Genomic DNA, 21,877 nt, shown 5'->3' on the forward strand with positions numbered 1-21,877 from the left:
GAGGAGGAAGGTCTTTTGGCGGAAAGTGTTAGTGTTTACGACCTTGTTCAAAATGCTCGGTTGAGTGTTTATTATGGAGAAGAATTTTTAAAAACGCGTAGAATTTCAACAAGCGATATTTCTCGACCAGGCTTAGAATTAACTGGTTTTTTCAATTATTATCCTGCTAAGCGGGTACAATTATTAGGAATTACCGAAATTTCTTATGCTAATCGAATGGAACCCGAAAAATTACTGGAAGTAATGCAGGAAATGTGTCGTCCTGAAACACCAGCATTTGTCATTTCAACTCAATTAGATCCACCAGAAGAATTATTACAAGCTGCTAAACAAGCCCATATTCCAGTTTTAGGAACCAAGTTAACTACTTCACGGGTTTTGTCGAACATGACTAATTACTTAGAAGATGAATTGGCGGAACGTAAATCCCTACATGGAGTTTTGGTAGATGTTTATGGGTTAGGTTTGCTGATTACCGGTGATAGTGGTATTGGTAAAAGTGAAACAGCTCTAGAATTGGTTAAGCGAGGACATCGGTTGATTGCTGATGATCGAGTGGAAGTTTACCAACAAGATGAACAGACTCTGATGGGGACTGCTCCAGCTATTTTACAACACCTCTTAGAAATTCGCGGTATCGGTATTATTGACGTTATGACGTTGTTTGGGACCGGGGCTGTTAGAAGTCGGACTAAAGTAGCATTAATTGTTAATCTGGCTAATTATTCTAAAGATGATAAGTACGACAGGTTAGGAAATGGAACTGAGAATGTTCAGATCTTTGATGTACAGGTTCCTAAGATTACAATTCCGGTTCGAACAGGGCGAAACTTAGCGATCATCATTGAAGCAGCCGCAATGAACTTCCGGGCTCAGTCAATGGGATATGATGCTACGGCTACGTTTGATCGAAATTTGAACAATTTAATTAAACAAAATAGCGAAAGTGATACATCCGAAGAACAGAAAAACGAAAAAATCATTGAACAAAATGAAGCTGCAATTGCTCCAGAAACCCAGTCCACTGACGATGGTGAGACCAAAACAGATAAGGAGTAATTTATTGTGATACAGAGTTTGGCTTTAAATCCGATTGCATTTCATTTAGGTGGAATTGAAGTCCACTGGTATGGCATTATTATTGCCAGTGCCGTTTTACTAGCCGTTTTTTTGGCAACCAGGGAAGGCAGCCGCCGGGGAATTGATCCGGATAATATTTATGATATGATTTTGTGGGCTTTACCAGCCGCCTTGATTTGTGCAAGACTATATTATGTAATCTTTGAATGGGGTTACTATTCTAAACATCTTGATGAAATCATTCGAATTTGGGATGGCGGAATTGCTATCTATGGCTCTTTAATTGGGGCTTTAGCGGTCATTATTTGGTATTGTCGTAAGCACTTCATTTCAGTTTGGTTAATGCTGGATGTAGCAGCCCCCACTGTTATTTTGGCCCAGGCTATTGGCCGCTGGGGCAACTTTATGAATCAGGAAGCTTTTGGACAGGTAACCACGTTAAAATTTTTACAAGGGTTACACTTACCAGAGTGGATTATCAATCAAATGAACATTACTGGTATGTATCGACAACCAACTTTTTTGTATGAATCGGTTTGGAGTCTATTAGGATTTGTTGTATTAATGACGTTACGGCACAATCCACACCTCTTTAAACAGGGGGAAGTCTTTTTAACTTATGTTGCTTGGTATTCTTTTGGTCGCTTTTTCGTAGAGGGAATGCGAACTGATAGCTTAATGCTGGGCGGTTTGCGAATTTCTCAGATATTATCAGTAATTTTATTTATTGGAGCTATTGGAGTTTTTATTTATCGTAGAAGAAAACGGCAACCTTGGTATCTTACCGGGACCACAAATGATGATTGAATTTAAGGAGAACATAATATGGCAGAAAAAATTGCGATACTAGGTGCAGGTTCGTGGGGTAGTATTTTGGCCAGTGTTTTGGATGAAAATGGTTCGGAAGTTCGAATCTGGTCTTATAATCCAGAGCAGGTAAAGGAACTAAACGAAAAACATACTAATAAACGCTACGTTAAAGATTATACTTACTCTGAAAGTATTGTAGCGTATTCAGACATTGAAATCGCGATTGAAGATGCGGATGATATCTTATTCGTTGTACCTACTCAAGTCACTAGAAGTGTGGCTCGCCAAGTAGGAGAGATCATGAAACGAACGGGTCAGAAGGCTACTATTTTGCACGCTTCTAAAGGAATAGAAGAGAAGACTTACGATCGGCTATCTCAAGTTTTAGCTGAGGAAATTGCTCCTGAAAATAGAGATGCAATCGCTGTTTTATCAGGGCCAAGCCAAGCTGAAGATGTTGCCCGCCACGATATCACTTTAGTGACCGTTGCTAGTGAAAATCAGCACGCTGCTGAAAAATTACAAAAGTTGTTTATGAATAACTACTTCCGGGTTTATACTAATGACGATGTTATTGGTGTTGAAATTGGAGCAGCGTTAAAGAACATCATTGCATTAGGGGCTGGTGCCCTCCATGGTTTAGGATATGGTGATAATGCTAAAGCTGCCTTGATGACCCGAGGCTTAGCTGAAATTTCTCGGTTGGGAACTTCCTTTGGGGCTAATCCGTTAACCTTTATTGGGTTATCCGGTGTTGGCGATATTATTGTGACCGCTACTAGTACTAATTCTCGTAATTGGCGAGCCGGCAATGAATTAGGTCAAGGCAAATCATTGTCCGAAGTAGTAGAAAATATGGGAATGGTAATCGAAGGGGTTGCCACTGCTAGAGCAGCCTATGAATTATCTCAAGAACGAGGCATTGAAATGCCAATTACCACTGCAATTTACAAAGTTTTATATGAAAACCTAGAAATTAGGGATGCTATTCGGTGGGCAATGACCCGTGATGGCAAAGCCGAAATTGGCTAAAAAAATTAAGGAGTTTATCAATGACCAAAAAAGTAACTAAAGCAGTAATTCCAGCAGCAGGGTTAGGGACCCGCTTTTTACCTGAAACCAAAGCATTACCTAAGGAAATGCTACCAATCGTTGATACCCCAACTATTCAATTTATCGTTGAAGAAGCGAAAAAATCTGGTATTAAAGATATTGTGATCGTTATTGGTAAGGGTAAACGTTCTATTGAAGATCATTTCGATTCTAATCCAGAATTAGAAATGAACTTGGAAGAAAAGCACAAGGAAAAAATGTTAGAATCCATTCGTAAAACTAACGATATGAACATTTACTTCATTCGTCAATCTCATCCTCGCGGCTTAGGAGATGCGGTTTACACTGCTCGCAGCTTCATCGGCAACGAACCATTCGTAGTCATGCTAGGTGATGATGTGATGGAAGACAAGGTTCCGTTGACTAAGCAATTAATGGAAAGTTATGCTAACACGGGTGCTTCCACTTTAGCAGTTAAAAAAGTCCCTCACAAAGATATTTCTAAGTACGGGGTCATCGATCCTTCTAAAGAAATTAAGCCTGGGCTTTATAATGTTAAACAATTTGTGGAAAAACCATCTCCAGAAGAAGCCCCTAGTGATTTGGCAATTATTGGACGTTACCTATTAACTCCCGAAATTTTTGGTATCTTGGAACATACTGCTCCTGATGATGGTGGTGAAATTCAATTAACCACTGCCATTGATACCCTAAACAAAACCCAACGAGTGTTTGCCCACGAATTTAAAGGAAAGCGATTTGATACTGGTAACAAATTAAGCTGGTTGAAGACTAATATTACCTTTGGGCTACGGCATGAAGAAATCGCTGATGGTCTTAGAACTTACATCAAAGAGTTAGGTAAAGAGCTATCTGAAGAAGATAAAACAGAGAATAAATAAAATACTGGACAAACTTACTTTTTAATAGTAAAGTCTTTCTCAGATATTAAAGGTATTTCTTTATGAGGAGGAGCCAAATGACAAAAAGTTATGATGTCGTTGTGATTGGAGCGGGTCCTGGTGGCATGACTGCTGCTTTATATGCATCCCGTGCCAACTATTCAGTAGCAATGATCGATCGTGGGATTTACGGTGGTCAAATGAATAACACGGCGGAAATTGAAAATTATCCTGGATTTAAGTCTATTATGGGACCAGATTTGGCTCAAAACATGTATGACAGCTCTATTAACTTCGGAGCAGAGTACGTATATGGCAGTGTAGAGTCAATTACAGACCTAGGTGATACTAAGTTAGTTAAGACTGATAGTGAAGAAATCGAAGCTAAGGTTGTTATCATTGGCACTGGTTCCGAATACAAGAAATTAGGCGTTTTAGGTGAAGATGAATTTGGTGGCCGGGGAGTTTCATACTGTGCTGTCTGCGATGGAGCATTCTTTAAAAACAAGGATGTAGTTGTCGTGGGTGGTGGAGATTCCGCCATTGAAGAAGGACTTTACCTAACTAAAATTGCTAACTCAGTAACGGTTATCCACCGACGTGATCAGTTACGGGCGCAAAAGGTTTCTCAAGAACGGGCATTTGCTAACGAAAAGATGAATTTCGTTTGGAATACTAATGTTGAAGAAATTTTAGGCGATGAGAATAAAGTAACTGGTGTTCGGGTACGAAATAATCAAACCGGTGAAGAATCTACTATTGATGCTGCTGGTGTATTTATTTATGTAGGTCTTAACCCAATGACTGAACCATTTAAGGACTTAGGAATTACTGATGATAATGGTTGGATTGAAACCAATGATCAAATGGAAACCAAAGTTCCTGGAGTTTATGCGGTAGGAGATGTTCGTAAGAAAGATTTACGGCAAATTACTACTGCGGTTGGCGAAGGCGGAACTGCCGGCCAGCAAGCTTTTAAATATATTGAAGCTCATAAGTAAATAAAAATCGTAATCCTTAGGATTGCGATTTTTTTATATCCAGGCAAAAATGATTTGCGAAAGTATGTTCGTATGGTAGAATTGTCGGTGTACTTTGAATGAACGGACAGGGGGTCGTCAAATGATCGAACGACAAACCGATAAAAAATTTGATTTAGTGTCTAAATATACGCCGACCGGAGACCAACCAGCAGCAATTAATCAATTGGTGACTGGAGTTGAAGAAGGTAAAAAAGCTCAAATCCTGCTGGGGGCTACTGGAACTGGAAAAACCTTTACGATCTCTAACGTAATTAAGGAAGTTAACCGTCCCACGCTGGTTTTATCTCACAATAAAACCTTGGCGGGACAGTTATACGGTGAATTTAAGGAGTTCTTCCCGAATAATGCCGTAGAATACTTTGTTAGTTACTATGATTATTATCAACCAGAAGCGTACGTACCTTCTAGTGATACCTATATTGAAAAAGATTCTTCCATTAATGATGAAATTGATAAATTACGTCACTCAGCGACTAGTTCGTTGTTAGAACGAAACGATGTAATTGTGGTGGCATCAGTTTCTTCTATTTTTGGATTGGGTGATCCTAATGAATATCAAGATCACGTAGTATCACTTCGGGTAGGGCAAACGATTGAACGTGATCACTTACTACGACAATTAGTTGATATTCAGTTTGAACGTAACGATATTGACTTCCAGCGGGGGAGATTTCGGGTTCATGGTGACATTGTGGAAGTCTTTCCGGCTTCTAGAGACGATCATGCATTGCGAATTGAATTTTTTGGTGACGAAATTGACCGTATTCGTGAAGTGGATACGTTAACCGGAGAAGTTATAGGTGATCGAGAACATGTAGCTATTTTCCCAGCAACGCATTTCTTGACTAATGAAAGTATTATGGATATTGCTTTACCTGAAATTCAAGCAGAAATGGAAAGCCAAGTTGCTAAGTTTGAAACTGAAGGTAAGTTATTAGAGGCGCAACGTCTCAAACAACGTACTACCTATGATATTGAAATGATGCGGGAAATGGGCTACACTAGCGGAATTGAAAATTATTCGCGGTTCATGGATCGAAGAAAACCGGGGGAACCACCATATACTTTACTAGATTTCTTCCCCAAGGACTTCTTGTTAGTGGTGGATGAATCCCACCAAACTATGCCTCAAATTCGTGGTATGTTTAACGGAGATCAAGCCCGAAAACAACAACTAGTAGATTATGGTTTCCGACTACCAAGTGCTTTGGATAATCGGCCACTAAGATTAGAAGAATTCGAAAAACATGTTAATCAAGTTATTTATATGTCAGCAACACCAGGTCCTTATGAATTAGCTCAAACTGATGATATTGCTCAACAAATTATTCGACCTACTGGCCTGCTTGACCCAACTATTGAAGTTCGACCAATTATGGGGCAAATGGATGATTTGGTTGGAGAGATTAACGAACGAATTGAAAAGAATGAGCGAACATTTGTTACTACTCTAACTAAAAAAATGGCTGAAGATTTGACTGACTACCTGAAGGATTTAGGGATTAAGGTTCGTTACTTGCATTCCGATATTAAGACGCTTGAACGAACTCAAATTATTCGTGATTTACGATTAGGTAAGTTTGACGTATTAGTAGGAATTAACCTATTGCGAGAAGGTTTAGACGTGCCGGAAGTATCATTAGTTGCGATTTTGGATTCTGATAAAGAAGGCTTTTTACGAAATGAAAGATCGTTAATTCAAACGATTGGTCGAGCTTCTCGAAATGAAAATGGGGCTGTAATCATGTATGCTGATCACGTTACAGATTCGATGCAAGCTTCCATTGATGAAACCGCAAGAAGACGTGCTATTCAAATTGAGTATAATAAGGAACACGGAATTACTCCACATACCATTAAGAAAGATATTCGATCATTAATTTCACCAACGAAGGAAACTAGTGATAGTGGTGAAAAGGATGATTTTGTAGAAAGTGACTTCCAGTCAATGTCTAAGAAAGATCAAAAAGCGATGTTAGACCGGTTGACTGAAGAAATGAGACAGGCAGCTAAACAGTTAGACTTTGAACAAGCTGCTAGTTTAAGAGATACAATTATGGAGTTGAAAGCAGAAAGTAAGTAAATTGGAGGATAACTTTTGCCAGTTGATAAAATAAGTATTCGGGGCGCACGCGCTCACAATTTAAAAAACGTTAACGTTGATATTCCGAAAAACCAGTTAGTGGTTATGACCGGTCTTTCAGGATCCGGAAAAAGTTCTCTGGCGTTTGATACCTTATATGCTGAGGGGCAACGGCGTTACGTGGAAAGTCTTTCCTCGTATGCCCGGCAATTCTTGGGACAAATGGATAAGCCAGATGTAGATTCTATTGATGGTCTGAGTCCGGCTATTTCTATTGATCAAAAAACAACTTCTAAGAACCCCAGGTCAACAGTAGGAACGGTTACTGAAATTAATGACTACCTTAGGCTATTGTGGGCTCGCGTAGGAGTTCCAGTCTGTCCTAATGATGGCACGATCATTTCTAGTCAATCTATTGATCAAATGATCGCTCAAATTTTGGCATTACCAGAACGAACTAAATTACAGATTTTGTCACCAATTGTACGAGGCAAGCGAGGACAACATAAAAAAGTGTTTGATAAAATCAAGCGTGAAGGATTCGTGCGTGTAAGAGTAGATGGCGAACTTAGAGATATCGACGATGAATTTGAATTAGATAAAAATAAAAATCATGATATTGATATCGTAATTGACCGAATTGTAGTTAAGGATGGTATAAATAACCGGTTATCCGATTCATTGGAAGCAGCTTTACGATTAAGCGGTGGTTATGCTACTGCCGATTTTCTAGGGGCTAGAGAACCACTATTATTTTCAGAACATTATGCTTGTCCTATCTGTGGTTTTACGGTGGGAGAAGTGGAACCTCGATTGTTTTCATTTAACTCACCGATCGGAGCCTGTCCAGAGTGTGACGGCTTAGGGGTGAGATTGGAAGTTGATTTAGATTTAATTGTTCCTGATAAGACTAAATCATTGAATGAAGGGGCTTTAGAGCCTTGGAATTCTACTACTTCTAAGTACTATCCTAGTCTATTAGCTCAAGCAGCTGATTATGCTGGGATAGATATGGATACGCCGTTCGAAGATTTAACTGATAAACAAAAAGACTTTGTTCTCTACGGATCCAAAGGTAAGAAATATCATTTTGAATTAGAAAGTGATTTTGGTGGGGTTAGAGAAACCGATGCTGAATTTGAAGGAGTCGTTAATAACGTTACCCGGCGTTATCAAAATACTAATAGTGATTTTACTAGGGATATGATGCGCTCTTACATGGCGGAATTAACTTGCAATACCTGTCACGGATACCGGTTAAATCCTAAAGCTTTAGCAGTTAAAGTAGGAGATCAAAATATTGCTGAGGTTTCTGCTTTAGACGTCAACAATGAGCTAACTTTTTTTGACACATTGGAATTTGGTGAACAAGACAGTATGATCGCCGCTCCGATTATTAAGGAGATTAGTGATCGGCTTAGTTTTTTGAAAAACGTGGGAGTTGATTACCTCACTTTAGCCAGATCAGCGCGAACCTTGTCTGGTGGGGAAGCTCAACGTATTCGCTTAGCTACTCAAATTGGTTCGAACTTAACTGGTGTGCTATACGTACTAGACGAACCCTCAATTGGTTTGCATCAACGGGATAATGACCGGTTGATTTCTTCTCTTCAAAAAATGCGGGATTTGGGCAATACTTTGGTGGTTGTAGAACACGATGAGGATACTATTAAAGCTGCTGATTATATTGTTGACGTCGGTCCAGGAGCTGGGCAAAATGGTGGGCGAATTATGGCTACCGGAACCCCTGCTCAAATTGCTGCGGCTAAAGATTCAATTACCGGGCAATATTTGGCTGGTAAGCGATCTATTTCTGTTCCTGAAAAGAGACGCAAAGGTAACGGTAAAAAAATCAGAATTACCGGCGCCGCCGAAAATAATTTGAAGAATTTAACGGTTGATTTCCCATTAGGAACCATGACTGTAGTTTCTGGGGTCTCTGGGTCTGGTAAATCGACGTTAGTAAATGACATCTTAAAGCGGGCATTGGCTCAAAAAATTAATCGTAATAAAGAAAAACCCGGTAAGTTTAAGAAGATTACCGGCTATGAAAATATTGATAAGTTAGTTAGTATCGATCAAACTCCAATTGGTAGAACGCCAAGGAGTAATCCGGCAACGTATACTGGTGTTTTTGATGACATTCGGGAATTATTTGCTAACACTAACGAAGCCAAATTACGGGGATACCAAAAGGGTCGCTTTAGTTTTAACATCAAGGGCGGTCGCTGCGAAACCTGTAGAGGTGACGGTATCTTAAAGATTGAGATGAACTTCTTGCCTGATGTATATGTACCTTGTGAGGTTTGTCATGGCAAGCGTTACAATGCGGAAACTTTGGAAGTAGAATATAAAGGTAAAAACATTGCTGATGTTTTAGACATGACGGTGGATGAAGCCCTAGAATTCTTCAAGGCAATTCCAAAAATCACGCGTAAATTACAAACTATTCAAGATGTAGGTTTGGGTTATGTGTCATTAGGTCAATCTGCTACCACCCTTTCTGGTGGGGAAGCTCAACGAATGAAGTTAGCATCCGAATTACACAAACGGGCTAATGGTAGTAACTTCTATATTCTAGATGAACCTACGACTGGGTTGCATACGGAAGATATTCGTAAGCTATTAACCGTTTTACAGCAGTTAGTCGAACAAGGTAATACCGTGTTGATTATTGAACACAACTTAGATGTGATCAAATCAGCCGACTACCTAATTGATTTAGGTCCAGAAGGTGGAGCTGGGGGCGGTCAAATTGTGGCCAAAGGTACCCCAGAACAGATTTGTAAAGTAGCAGAAAGTTATACAGGTCAATATTTAAAAGCCAAATTAGAAGCTGATGAAGCGCTAGTTGCTAAGTCTAAGTAGACCAAAGCTCGGGATGATTTCCGGGCTTTTTTGGTAGAAACAAGAAAAGAGTTTTAAAAGAAACACCCGGCACGTTAAAGGTATGATATAATCTAGAAAGCTTGGTTTAATGAAAGGACAATGTCATGACGAATAATCAATTCGTAATTATTACTGGAATGAGTGGGGCTGGTAAAACAGTGGTGATGCAAACCTTTGAAGATTTAGGTTACTTTTGTGTGGACAACATGCCACCAACCCTGTTACCCAAGTTCAAAGAACTGATTCGCACTGAAAGAGACGTTACCAGAGTAGCTTTGGTGATGGACCTTCGTTCACAAGCGTTTTATGATGAAATTATTGAAATGTACGCTGATTTAAATAATAACGATGAAGATGATATTGACATTATTTTCCTAGATGCATCGGATTCTAAGCTGGTTTCAAGGTATAAAGAAACTAGAAGGGCTCATCCATTAGCTCGAAATGGCCGGGTAATTGATGGAATTAGAAGAGAACGAGAATTGATGGCTAACGTTAGAGATGCTGCTGATATCGTTATTGATACCACTAATACCTCTCCACGGGAATTAAGAGAAGAGATCATGCATTCATTTGAAGCAGTGAACGATACTCACCCATTCCATGTGGAAGTGATGTCATTTGGTTTTAAGTATGGATTGCCATTAGATGCTGACATTGTGATGGACGTGCGGTTCTTACCTAATCCATATTATGATTTGAAGATGCGTTATGAAACTGGTCTGGATGAGGATGTTCGAGAATTTGTTATGAATTCTACTGGAGCAGAGCAGTTTTATGAACAACTATACAATTTAATTGCTTCTACTTTGCCAGGTTACGAAGCAGAAGGGAAAGCTAGTCTAACCATTGCGATTGGTTGTACGGGGGGCCAACATCGTTCAGTAGCAATTTCGCAACGGTTAGCAAATGATTTGGCGCAAAAATATCCAGTAAATGTTACCCATAGAGATATTAATCGCCATAAAGAAAAAGAGGATTAATATATGAATGATATTGTGACTCACCGCCCTCGGATTGTGGTGATTGGGGGAGGTACCGGATTACCGGTAATCTTAAATAATTTACGAAATCGCAATGTAGATATTACTGCAGTGGTAACGGTAGCAGATGATGGTGGTTCATCTGGCACTTTGCGAAACTACATTAACGTAGTGCCACCAGGAGATATTCGAAATGTCATGGTAGCCTTATCGGATCTACCTGATATTGAAAAAACGTTATTCCAATACCGGTTTAATAGTAGCGATCAATTCTTTGCGGGCCACGCCCTTGGCAATTTAATTATTGCGGCTCTTTCAGAAATGCGGGGCGGTATCTTTGATGCGGTCCAAGAATTAAGCGAAATGATGCGGGTGGACGGTCATATTTATCCGGCCGCTAACGAACCATTGGAATTAAATGCAGAATTTAGTGATGGCACTACGTTGAGTGGAGAATCGGAAATTACCGCTGCCAATAAACTTATTAAGCGGGTTTGGGTTGAAACTACTGACGACTCCCATAAACCAGAAGCAGTCTCAGAAGTGGTAGATGCAATTATGGCTGCTGATCAGATTGTATTAGGACCCGGAAGTCTATTTACCAGTATCTTGCCTAACTTAATGATCGAAAACGTAGGTAAAGCAGTAGTCGAAACCAAGGCTGATGTAATTTATATTTGTAACATCATGACCCAACGTGGAGAAACGGAAAACTTTACTGAAGCTGACCACGTGCGAGTTTTAAATGAACACTTAGGTACTAACTTTATTAATACCGTTTTGGTGAATAGTAAGGAAGTACCAGCGGAATATATTGATCACCAAAAATGGGATGAAGTCTCCCAACCAGTTAAGCATGATTTCGCTGGTTTACGCCAAATGGGTTGCCGAGTAATTTCAGCAGACTACTTAGAATTACGGGACCACGGGGCCTTTCACAACGGTCAGGAAGTGACTGATGAGTTGTTGAACTTAATTGGGCAGCCGGGGTACGGGTATCAAAATTAAGGAGGCAATCAACATTGTCTTATGCAAGTGAAGTCAAGAAAGAACTAACTGCCTTAACGGTTCATAAAGCAAATGCCAAAGCTGAATTAATGGCGTTGATTCGAATGAATGGGGCGTTAGGAATTTCTAATCATCAATTTATTTTGAACGTTCAATCTGAAAATCCAGCAATTGCTAGGCGAATGTATTCACTACTATCCCAATTTTATGGCATTACTGGGGAATTAAGCGTTCGAAAAAAGATGAAATTAAAGAAAAACAACCTGTATATTTTGCGGGTTAGTGAACGAGTTACTGAGTTACTAGATGATCTAGGAATTTTTGATGGTACTCAAATTGTAGAGCGGGTTCCGGAAGAATTACTGCAAGATGATATGCAGATTCGGTCCTATTTGCGAGGTGCTTTTTTGGCTGGCGGATCAGTTAACAATCCAGAAACGTCGCGGTATCATTTAGAAATCTATTCATTATATGAAGACCACAACAAAATGATTGCTGAAATGATGAATCGTTACGACTTAAACTCTAGAACTACCCAACGACGGAGTGGCTTTATCACTTATTTGAAGGAAGGCGAAAAAATTGCCGATTTCTTGCAGGTGATTGGAGCTACCAGTTCAATGCTGAAATTTGAGGATGTACGAATTGTTCGTGATATGCGGAATTCAGTAAATCGATTGGTTAACTGTGAAAATGCGAACATGAACAAAGTGGCTAATGCCGCTACTAAGCAAATTCAAAATATTCAGTTAATTGATGAACGGGTGGGGCTAGATCAGCTTCCCCCTAAATTAGAATCAATTGCTAGGGCAAGGTTAAGCCATCCAGAAGTGAGTTTAAAAGAATTAGGTGAACTAGTTCCTGGCGGGCCAATCTCTAAATCAGGAGTTAACCATCGCTTACGTAAAATTAATGAGTTTGCGGTTAATCTATAATAATTAAGTTGATTTATCTACTAAATGGTCGATATTATTGAATTTAAACAAAAAAAGAAGCATTCCAGATGGAATGCTTCTTTTTAATTTATACTATTTACGTTCGCTACTCTTAGTCATGATGCCATCAATCAAACCATAATCAACAGCTTCTTGAGCAGTTAAATATTTATCCCGTTCAGTATCACGGTTAACTTTTTCGATTGGTTGGCCGGAGTTAGCAGCTAAAAGTTCGTTAATCATCTTACGAGCCTTTAGAATTTCTTCAGCAGCAATCTCAATTTCAGTTTGTTGTCCTTGAGCACCACCGGATGGTTGGTGAATCAAGACTTGAGAATGTGGTAAAGCAAATCGCTTGCCCTTAGCACCAGATGATGCCAAGACACTAGCCATTGAAGCAGCCATTCCCATTACGATAGTTTGTACATCGGCACCGATGAAGTTCATCGTATCGTAAATTGCCATCCCAGAGGTAATCACCCCACCAGGAGAGTTAATATAAAGATAAATGTCTTTTTCAGAATCCTGGGCATCCAAGAAGAGCAATTGCGCAATAATCGCATTTGCCATGTCATCTTCGATAGGGCCAGAAAGCATGATGATCCGGTCTTTTAATAGCCGGGAGTAAATATCATAAGCGCGTTCGCCGCCTGATGACTGTTCGATAACAGTTGGCACTAAATTCATTCCAAATGCCTCCTCAATATTTAATCAGCTTAGTTTTCACTAAGTTTATGAAGTTATTCTACTCGATTGGTCAAAAAAGGTCAAATACTTTATCTCAAAAATTTTTAATAAATTGAAGTGACTAAAAACTTTCATCTGTGATTCAAATTAATGGCAACTTTGTGAAAAGTGGCGTACGATGACCTTGTTTAAAACAACAATCCAGGGGGGATTTATAAAATGAAAAAGGGACTACTATTAATCATTAGTGGGGCCGTATTACTGGCCTTGAATGGTGAGCAGAGTGTGCAAGCTGCCACAACTAGTAAGAAGTCAGCCAACGTTAACGTTTTAGTGGCTTTTAATCCACGAAATGGTAAGGGAATGGATAGTTACATAAACGAAACCACTACTCCAGGGGCACAAAACTATAGAAACTATTTAACACCTCAAGAAGTTGCCCAAAAATACGGCTTGAGTTCTGATAAGTTAGCTAGTTTTCAAAAATATTTTGCCAAATATCATCTAAAGACTACGCCGTATCGTGGCCATTTAGTAATGAAAGTATCCGGTTCTCATAAAAACTTGCTGGCGGCTTTTAAGGCTAAGCCATCAAGTAAAACTAAATCCAACTATACTACGTCTACAACCCTGCCAAGTAATCTTAAAAAGAATGTGATGGCAGTTGTGGGGCTTCAAACATCACAAGGTAAAAAGGCCAAAAAAGATAGTAAATCAACTAAAAAGACCAGTAAAACAACCAAAAAATCTAGTAAATTAACGAAGAAAATTGTTAGTCATGCAATCGTTGGAGACAAGACAAATAAAATCAATACAATTTCACCAAATCAATTTGCTAAATCATATGGTAGCTACAAATTTGCGTCACGTTACTCACTTGATGATCTATACAAACAGAATTTAGACGGCTCTGGTCAACACATTGGTTTGATGTTGACTGGTGATTTTAATAAATCAGATGTTGCCAATTATCTTCAAAAAAGTGGTTTATCTAACAACGTATCTAGAATCCACAAACAATACACTATTGATGAATCCGCTAAGCAACAAGCTTCAAGCGATTATCCCTACAGGTTTGAAGCTACATTAGATGTGGAACAAGCTTCATCCGTGGCTCCTGGTGCTGATATTGAAGGTTATGTTGGTTTCAGTCGCGGAAATAAAACCGCTCCTGATGCCGTTATTCAACTGACGTATTCTAAAATGATTTCTGATAATAATGTAAATCAAATTTCTACTAGTTCTGATTATGGTAATGAAGTTACTGGATTGAATTCAGGGTCTAGTGAATCTCCTAAGCAATATAATAAGGTTTATGACTTGCTATTTAAGCAAGCTAATCTTCAAGGAATTACATTGTTTAGTGCTAGTGGTGATAATGGTGCCTACGAAAAAGCCATGAAAGCTACTAATTTACCTATTAGTAATTCTCAATACCTGACAATGGTTGGAGGGACTACTCTGCCATACAGTCGGGTGATGAATAATAAATTAGTTCAAGTTACTAAGGAACGTTCTTGGGGAGATACGTATACTAGTAAAAAGAAAACAGGGATTTTCCCAGGTAGTGGTGGTGGATTCTCTAGATTAGAAGCCACTCCAAGTTATCAGTTAGGGGTACCCGGAGTAAATACTTTTGAAGCCATTAAGCTTTTAACTTATAAGAACGGTAAGTACACTATCAATAACAAGCCAACCTACTATAAAGGTAAGGCAACTGGTCGAAACGTTCCTGATGTTTCAGGAAATGCTGATGATAAAACCGGATATGCTGTTTACATTTCGTATAAAGGCAAAGGCGGTAAGTCAACTAAGATGTGGGTTCTTGGTGGAGGAACTAGTTTTGTTGCGCCACAAATGGCTGCAGCCACTGCTGTTATGAATAGTGGAATAGGTAAATCTGTGGGATTCTTAAATCCACAAATGTATCGTTTGGCGACTGGAAAGCAATCACCATTTACACCATTAAACGATGTTAAAAACAATAATAACTTGCTTTATACGGGACAACCAAACACAGTTTATAACCAAGCAACTGGCTTAGGGACCGTTAATTTTGCAAAACTATACGAACAATTAAAATAATACAAATAAAAACCTCGTAACTTTCACCGGTTACGGGGTTTTTGTATGGGTAATGTTTCTATTGAGTATTGATAAATTAAATCGCATAATAACCACAAAGGGAGTGAAAGAAATGAACAAGAAAGTAATTGGATTTATTATGACCGGTTTAATGGCCGTGGGTGTCGGCATGGCTGCACAACAACCAGTACAGGCAAAATCAACGATTAAATCAGTATGGCAAGACAATGAACCACAATTAAAATACTACACGGCTTCAAAGAAGAACGCTTATATTTGGAACACTAATTTTACCAGGCGAATTCATAACTTGAAAAATTACCCTAATACAACCTGGTATGTAAACCAACAAGTCATTTATAACCATAAAGTATATTACAGATTAAGCAATTTTAGCGGGACAGCTCAAGGATACACATGGCGGGGCAATGTTGCACCGTATTTATTGAAGCCAATGACTAGTTTCAAAAGTAATGAAGACTATTTAAAGTATTTAAATACTGACAAATCTCAAAAAGTTGCCAGAGCAATTTTAAAGTTAATGCCGAATGCTGAAGTAGATTATAAATTGTCGTATGCTGCTGCTAAAACGCAATACGAAAAATTATCGAAAATTAAGGGCTATACCAGTGTTATTCCATTATCTAATTTGGAAATGAAATTTAAAGGGGCTGGTTACACTTACACAAATTCAATTCGCCAACAGATTCAAACAAATGCTCCAACCGCATTAGCAAAAGCAGGACGTGTTAAAAACATTTTGGATCACAACGGATATAATGCAGAGAAGTTGAATAGTTTATTTAAGCAGGGATATAAGCTGGGAATTTATATTAGTGATGTCAATGCTTATAGTGCTGGCAAATACGGATATCCTACTACAGTCGATCTATCGCATAAAGATGGTACCGATATGGATACGCTTGTCTTAGCTAAATAGCAACAAAAATGAAAGCTCTAGCTATTACAGTTAGGGCCTTTTGTTTAACTCAACTTGATCTAAATCACCCATAACTCTATTCGGAATAGTAACAATGACAAAATAAAACCCCTCGACCAAATAGGCGAGGGGGAATCAAAAAACAACACTTCTTCAAACGAGCAGCGATATTAATCGTTGCAACTAATTTTAACATCACAGTTGCCAAACAACCACGTTTTTTATATATAATAATCTCACTAAAATCTACAGAATTATGTGATTATCAGAAAATTAGAAAAATAAAAAGCCTACAACAGTGGGCTTCTAAGATGTTTATTAATTTAAAAGATATAATAATGCGCCTGGAGGGAATCGAACCCCCATTTCAAGAACCGGAATCTTACGTGCGATCCATTACACTACAGGCGCAAAACAATATTAAAATTTAAGCACAATAAATAATATACAAGAAATTAAATGAAAATTCAAGAGGGAAAAGAAATAATTGATTGTAACCGCTTACTATTGAGGCTTATTATTGCATTTACGAAAAGGTCTGATATACTTTTTTATGGGTAATGAATCCAAGTTACTCGATTCATAGTGAATTTATTAACTTAAGTTTACTTTTATTGATGTTGGTTTCATTTTAGTGGTTGAATTGTTGTGGACCACTTATCATATTATCTACTTTCCTAAAGGAGGAAACTACAGTATGACTGTAAAAATTGGTATTAATGGTTTTGGTCGAATTGGTCGTTTAGCATTTAAGCGGATTCACCAATTAAACTCTAACGACATCGAAGTTGTTGCTATCAACGATTTAACAACTCCTTCAATGTTAGCTTACCTTTTGAAGTATGACTCTACTCACGGAACTTTCCCTGGTGAAGTTACTTCAACTGACACTGGTATTGTTGTTGATGGTAAGGAAATTCCTGTATATGCAGAACGTGACGCCGCAGACCTTAAATGGGTTGCTAACGATGGTGTTGATTTCGTTCTTGAATGTACTGGTTTCTACACTTCAGAAGAAAAAGCACAAGCTCATATCAACGCCGGCGCAAAGCGGGTATTGATTTCAGCTCCTGCTGGCCCAATCAAGACTGTTGTTCCTGGTGTTAACTTGGATCAATTGAACTCTGATGACGTTATCGTTTCAGCTGGTTCATGTACTACTAACTGTCTTGCACCAATGGCATACTTCTTGAACCAAGAATTCGGTTTGGAAGTTGGTACTATGACTACTGTTCACGCCTTCACTGCTACTCAACAAATCCTTGATGGACCTAAGGGTAAGAAGAAGCGTAACAACCGTACTGCAAGTACTAACACTATTCCTCATTCAACTGGTGCTGCCAAGGCTATTGGTTTGGTTATTCCTGAATTGGATGGCAAACTTCAAGGTCACGCACAACGTGTTGCCGTTGTTGATGGTTCATTGACTGAATTAGTTTCTATTCTTGGCAAAGAAGTAACTGCTGAAGAAGTTAACGAAGCAATCAAGAAGCACACTGTTGACAACCCTGCATTTGGTTGGAACGAAGACGAAATCGTATCATCAGATATTATCGATGATTCACACGGTTCAGTATTCGACCCAACTCAAACTGAAGTAACCACTGCCGGTGACAAGCAATTAGTTAAGACTGTTGCTTGGTACGACAACGAATGGGGCTTCACTTGCAACATGGTTCGCACTTTGTTGGAATTTGCAACTCTTTAATTAAAAATTTCCAAGTTTGAAAGCAAAAGGCGGGGGAGGATTCTTTCACGCCTTTTGTTTTTTAATAAAAATTGATTATTTTGGAGGCTATGATTTTGGCTAAATTAACTGTGTCTGATTTAGACTTAGACGGCAAAAAAGTATTGATGCGCGTTGACTTTAACGTGCCAATCAAAGATGGTGTTATCGGTGATGATAACCGAATTCAAGCAGCACTTCCTACTATTGAATACGTATTAAACCACAATGGAAAGGCTATTTTATTCTCTCACCTTGGCCGGATTAAAAAAGAAGATGACAAGCCAGCCTTGTCACTTCGTCCAGTTGCTGAACGTCTTTCTAACTTGTTGAACAAACCAGTTACTTTTGTTCCTGTAACTGAAGGTGCTCAACTTGAAGAAGCTATCAACAACATGGCTGATGGTAGCGTATTATTAGTAGAAAACACTCGTTACGAAGACGTTGTTAACGGCGAATACGTTAAACGTGAATCTGGTAATGATCCTAAATTAGGTGAATACTGGGCTTCATTGGGCGACGAATTCATCAACGATGCCTTCGGTACTGCTCACCGTTCTCACGCTTCAAACGCCGGAATTGCTGACGCTATGCGTAAAGATGGTAAGCCAGTTGCTGCTGGTTTCTTAATGGAAAAAGAAATCCAATTCTTAGGTGACGCCGTAAATAACCCACAACGTCCATTCGTTGCTATTTTAGGTGGTGCCAAAGTTTCTGATAAGATCGGTGTTATCGATAACTTATTAGACAAAGCCGACAAGATTATCATTGGTGGTGGAATGACTTACACTTTCTACGCTGCTAAGGGTATGAACATTGGTAACTCACTTGTTGAAGAAGACAAGATTGAAGTTGCTAAGAACATTCTTGAAAAGGGTGGCGACAAGATCGTCCTTCCTGTTGATAGTGTTGTAGCTAAAGAATTCAACAACGATGCTGAACACAAAGTTGTTGAAGGTGATATTCCTGATGGTTGGATGGCTCTTGATATCGGACCTAAGTCAGTTGCCGAATTTGAAGATGTTCTAAAAGATGCTAAGACTGTTGTTTGGAACGGTCCAATGGGTGTCTTTGAAATGCCTAACTACGCAAACGGAACTCTTGAAATTGGTAAGTTCTTGGGTACTTTATCAGGTGCAACTACCATTGTTGGTGGTGGTGACTCTACTGCTGCTGTTAAACAATTGGGTGTTTCTGACAAGTTAACTCACATTTCTACCGGTGGTGGCGCTTCATTAGAATACCTTGAAGGTAAAGCTCTTCCAGGAATTGCCGCAATCGACAATAAATAATTTCTTTAGACCCGACTTATTGGTCGGGTCTTTTTTATGCAATGGTTTTCACTAGCTTTTACCAGTCCAATTAGGTAAAATGGCCTTAAAGACTAAATTTAGGGATGATAATATGCGTATACCATTTATTGCAGGTAACTGGAAAATGAACTTATCCGTTGCTGAATCAGTTGAGTTTTTAAGCGCAATTTCCGGTAAATTACCGGTTGCAGACCAATCACAAACGGCGATTGCTGCATCACCATTATTTTTACAAACCATGCTGGAACACAATGATGATTCACCATTAATCATTGCCGCAGAAAACTGTTTTTACGAAGACGAAGGGGCCTATACAGGTGAAACTAGTCCCAAGGCTCTTCATGAAATGGGTATTACCCATGTGATCTTAGGCCATTCGGAAAGACGGAAGTACTTTAACGAAACAGATGATATTATCAATAAAAAGGTTCACGCAGTTTTTCGAAATCAGATGATTCCAATTATTTGCTGTGATGAAACCATGGGTCGCCGAGAATCTTCTGAACGAATTTCTTGGGTGGTTAGCCAGGTTACTGCTGCTCTTAAGGGAATTAGTATTGAAGATGCCCGAAATGCTATTATTGCATACGAACCTAGCTGGGCGATAGGTAGTGGACAAACTGCCAGTTCTGAAGAGGCTGAAGAGGGCTGTTATTTAATTCGGCAAACAATTGCTGATATTTACTCTGACGAAGTTGCCAATGAAGTTCGGGTTCTTTATGGTGGCAGTGTCAACGATGATAATGCCAATGAAATTTTATCTCAAAATGATATTGATGGTGTTTTAGCCGGTGGTGCCAGCTTGAAACCGGAATCATTTTTGAAGTTAGCCAATTTTCAACAAAATAATTAAAATATAAGGTAGTTTTATATTGAAACTTGTTGCACAAACTAATAAAATTGAGTTGAACCTGTTTCAAGGTCATTACTTTCGGTAAGGAGAGAAAACAATATGTCTATTATTTCTGATATTTACGCTCGCGAAGTGTTAGATTCACGCGGCAACCCAACTGTTGAAGTTGAACTATATACTGAAGCAGGTGCAATGGGCCGAGGGATCGTGCCATCTGGTGCCTCAACTGGTGAACACGAAGCCGTTGAACTTCGTGACGGTGACAAGAACCGTTATATGGGTAAAGGTGTTTCCAAAGCAGTTGACAACGTTAATAACGTAATTGCAAAAGAAATCATCGGTTACGATGTAACTGACCAACTAGCAATCGATAAAGCCATGATCGAACTTGATGGTACCCCTAACAAGGGTAAGCTTGGTGCTAACGCCATCTTGGGTGTTTCTTTAGCTGCTGCACGTGCTGCTGCTGACGAACTTGAAATGCCACTTTACAACTACCTTGGCGGTTTCAATGCTCACGTATTGCCAACCCCAATGTTGAACGTTATCAATGGTGGTAAGCACGCTAACAACAAGGTTGATTTCCAAGAATTCATGATCATGCCTGTTGGCGCTCCTACTATCACTGAAGCAATTCGTTGGAGCTCTGAAGTCTTCCATAACTTGAAAGCTATCTTGAACGAACGCGGTTACTCTACTGCCGTTGGTGATGAAGGTGGATTTGCACCTGACTTGAAGAACAACGAAGAACCATTTGAAATCTTAGTTGATGCTATTCAACGTGCCGGCTACAAGCCAGGTAAAGACTTTGCCATTGCCTTTGACTGTGCCGCATCAGAATTCTACAATGCTGAAACTAAGAAGTATGACCTTGTTGGTGACGGCAAGTCATACACTGCCGATGAATTTGTTACTTTGCTTGAAAGCATCGTTGACAAGTACCCAGTTATTTCCATCGAAGATCCTTTGGATGAAAACGAATGGGCAGATTGGCAAATGGCTACTGAACGCCTTGGCAAGAAAGTTCAAATCGTTGGTGATGACTTGTTCGTTACTAACACTGACTACCTTAAGAAAGGTATCAAGAGCGGCGTTGCCAACGCTATCTTAATCAAGCTTAACCAAATCGGTACTTTAACTGAAACTGTTAACGCTGTTGAAATGGCTCGTGAAGCTGGTTACACTGCTATCATTTCACACCGTTCTGGTGAAACTGAAGATACTACTATTTCTGACTTGGTTGTTGCTCTTAACGCTGGTCAAATTAAGACTGGTTCAATGAGCCGTGGCGAACGTATCGCTAAGTACAACCAATTGATGAGAATCGAAGACCAATTAGGTACTGTTGGAGAATACAAAGGTATTAACGCATTCTACAACTTAAAAGATGAAGCTCGTCAAAACATTACTAACAAGTAATTAGTTAATTAAAATAACCTCTATTTTCGTATCTAGTCTTTAGAACGAAAATGGAGGTTTTTTATTTT

The 21,877-nt window shown here is 39.1% G+C and carries 17 protein-coding genes and 1 tRNA gene; 16 read left to right on the forward strand and 2 right to left on the reverse strand.

Annotated elements, in window-relative coordinates; genetic code table 11:
- Positions 1-15: 15 nt before the first annotated feature.
- From hprK to whiA, 10 genes are all read left to right on the forward strand, one after another.
- Positions 16-1,059 (forward strand): HPr(Ser) kinase/phosphatase, encoded by a 1,044-nt coding sequence (hprK, locus tag FC56_RS03650; protein WP_056978092.1) that lies wholly within the window; start codon positions 16-18, stop codon positions 1,057-1,059.
- A 6-nt stretch (positions 1,060-1,065) separates the two neighbouring features.
- Positions 1,066-1,887, forward strand: coding sequence for a prolipoprotein diacylglyceryl transferase (gene lgt / locus FC56_RS03655; protein WP_404819898.1), 822 nt, complete (start codon positions 1,066-1,068; stop codon positions 1,885-1,887).
- An 18-nt stretch (positions 1,888-1,905) separates the two neighbouring features.
- A complete protein-coding gene (locus tag FC56_RS03660) occupies positions 1,906-2,922 on the forward strand; it encodes an NAD(P)H-dependent glycerol-3-phosphate dehydrogenase (RefSeq protein WP_056978094.1) in 1,017 nt (338 codons plus the stop codon).
- Between the two features lie 20 nt (positions 2,923-2,942).
- A complete protein-coding gene (gene galU / locus FC56_RS03665; RefSeq protein ID WP_056978095.1) occupies positions 2,943-3,845 on the forward strand; it encodes a UTP--glucose-1-phosphate uridylyltransferase GalU in 903 nt (300 codons plus the stop codon).
- A gap of 77 nt (positions 3,846-3,922) precedes the next feature.
- Positions 3,923-4,846 (forward strand): thioredoxin-disulfide reductase, encoded by a 924-nt coding sequence (trxB, locus tag FC56_RS03670; RefSeq protein WP_054669365.1) that lies wholly within the window; start codon positions 3,923-3,925, stop codon positions 4,844-4,846.
- A 121-nt stretch (positions 4,847-4,967) separates the two neighbouring features.
- Positions 4,968-6,971 (forward strand): excinuclease ABC subunit UvrB, encoded by a 2,004-nt coding sequence (uvrB, locus tag FC56_RS03675; RefSeq protein WP_056978096.1) that lies wholly within the window; start codon positions 4,968-4,970, stop codon positions 6,969-6,971.
- Between the two features lie 15 nt (positions 6,972-6,986).
- Positions 6,987-9,839, forward strand: coding sequence for an excinuclease ABC subunit UvrA (uvrA, locus tag FC56_RS03680; RefSeq protein WP_056978097.1), 2,853 nt, complete (start codon positions 6,987-6,989; stop codon positions 9,837-9,839).
- Positions 9,840-9,964: 125 nt separating this feature from the next.
- On the forward strand, positions 9,965-10,843 hold the full coding sequence (gene rapZ / locus FC56_RS03685) for an RNase adapter RapZ (protein ID WP_056978098.1): 879 nt from the start codon (positions 9,965-9,967) through the stop codon (positions 10,841-10,843).
- Between the two features lie 3 nt (positions 10,844-10,846).
- The gene (locus FC56_RS03690) at positions 10,847-11,851 is read left to right on the forward strand and encodes a gluconeogenesis factor YvcK family protein (protein WP_056978099.1); all 1,005 of its coding nucleotides are present in this window, start codon (positions 10,847-10,849) and stop codon (positions 11,849-11,851) included.
- 14 nt (positions 11,852-11,865) lie between these two features.
- Positions 11,866-12,786 (forward strand): DNA-binding protein WhiA, encoded by a 921-nt coding sequence (gene whiA, locus FC56_RS03695; RefSeq protein ID WP_056978100.1) that lies wholly within the window; start codon positions 11,866-11,868, stop codon positions 12,784-12,786.
- Between the two features lie 93 nt (positions 12,787-12,879).
- Here the strand turns inward: whiA and FC56_RS03700 are convergent, their stop codons facing one another.
- Positions 12,880-13,473: an ATP-dependent Clp protease proteolytic subunit gene (locus FC56_RS03700; protein WP_054669345.1), complete on the reverse strand. Its 594-nt coding sequence runs from the start codon at positions 13,471-13,473 to the stop codon at positions 12,880-12,882.
- Between the two features lie 219 nt (positions 13,474-13,692).
- Between FC56_RS03700 and FC56_RS03705 the strand changes: the two genes are divergently transcribed.
- Together FC56_RS03705 and FC56_RS03710 are read left to right on the forward strand one after the other, a co-directional pair.
- A complete protein-coding gene (locus FC56_RS03705) occupies positions 13,693-15,558 on the forward strand; it encodes a S53 family peptidase (protein ID WP_056978101.1) in 1,866 nt (621 codons plus the stop codon).
- Positions 15,559-15,670: 112 nt separating this feature from the next.
- Complete coding sequence (locus FC56_RS03710) at positions 15,671-16,498, forward strand: hypothetical protein (protein WP_056978102.1); 828 nt, start codon at positions 15,671-15,673, stop codon at positions 16,496-16,498.
- 339 nt (positions 16,499-16,837) lie between these two features.
- On the opposite strand, the gene FC56_RS03715 is transcribed toward FC56_RS03710, so the two are convergent.
- Positions 16,838-16,909 (reverse strand) — tRNA-Arg (locus tag FC56_RS03715).
- Between the two features lie 286 nt (positions 16,910-17,195).
- Here FC56_RS03715 and gap point away from each other — a divergent pair.
- The 4 genes from gap (at position 17,196) to eno (ending at position 21,809) form a co-directional block, all read left to right on the forward strand.
- Positions 17,196-18,206 carry a type I glyceraldehyde-3-phosphate dehydrogenase gene (gene gap / locus FC56_RS03720; protein ID WP_056978103.1) on the forward strand — a complete coding sequence of 337 codons (1,011 nt, stop codon included), beginning with the start codon at positions 17,196-17,198 and terminating at the stop codon, positions 18,204-18,206.
- 95 nt (positions 18,207-18,301) lie between these two features.
- On the forward strand, positions 18,302-19,516 hold the full coding sequence (locus tag FC56_RS03725) for a phosphoglycerate kinase (protein ID WP_054669332.1): 1,215 nt from the start codon (positions 18,302-18,304) through the stop codon (positions 19,514-19,516).
- 112 nt (positions 19,517-19,628) lie between these two features.
- Entirely contained in the window at positions 19,629-20,390 is a 762-nt protein-coding gene (gene tpiA / locus FC56_RS03730) for a triose-phosphate isomerase (protein ID WP_056978104.1), read from the forward strand.
- Positions 20,391-20,489: 99 nt separating this feature from the next.
- Entirely contained in the window at positions 20,490-21,809 is a 1,320-nt protein-coding gene (eno, locus tag FC56_RS03735) for a phosphopyruvate hydratase (protein ID WP_056978105.1), read from the forward strand.
- Positions 21,810-21,877: the final 68 nt, after the last annotated feature.

Source organism: Lentilactobacillus senioris DSM 24302 = JCM 17472 (assembly GCF_001436555.1).
Lineage (GTDB): Bacteria > Bacillota > Bacilli > Lactobacillales > Lactobacillaceae > Lentilactobacillus > Lentilactobacillus senioris.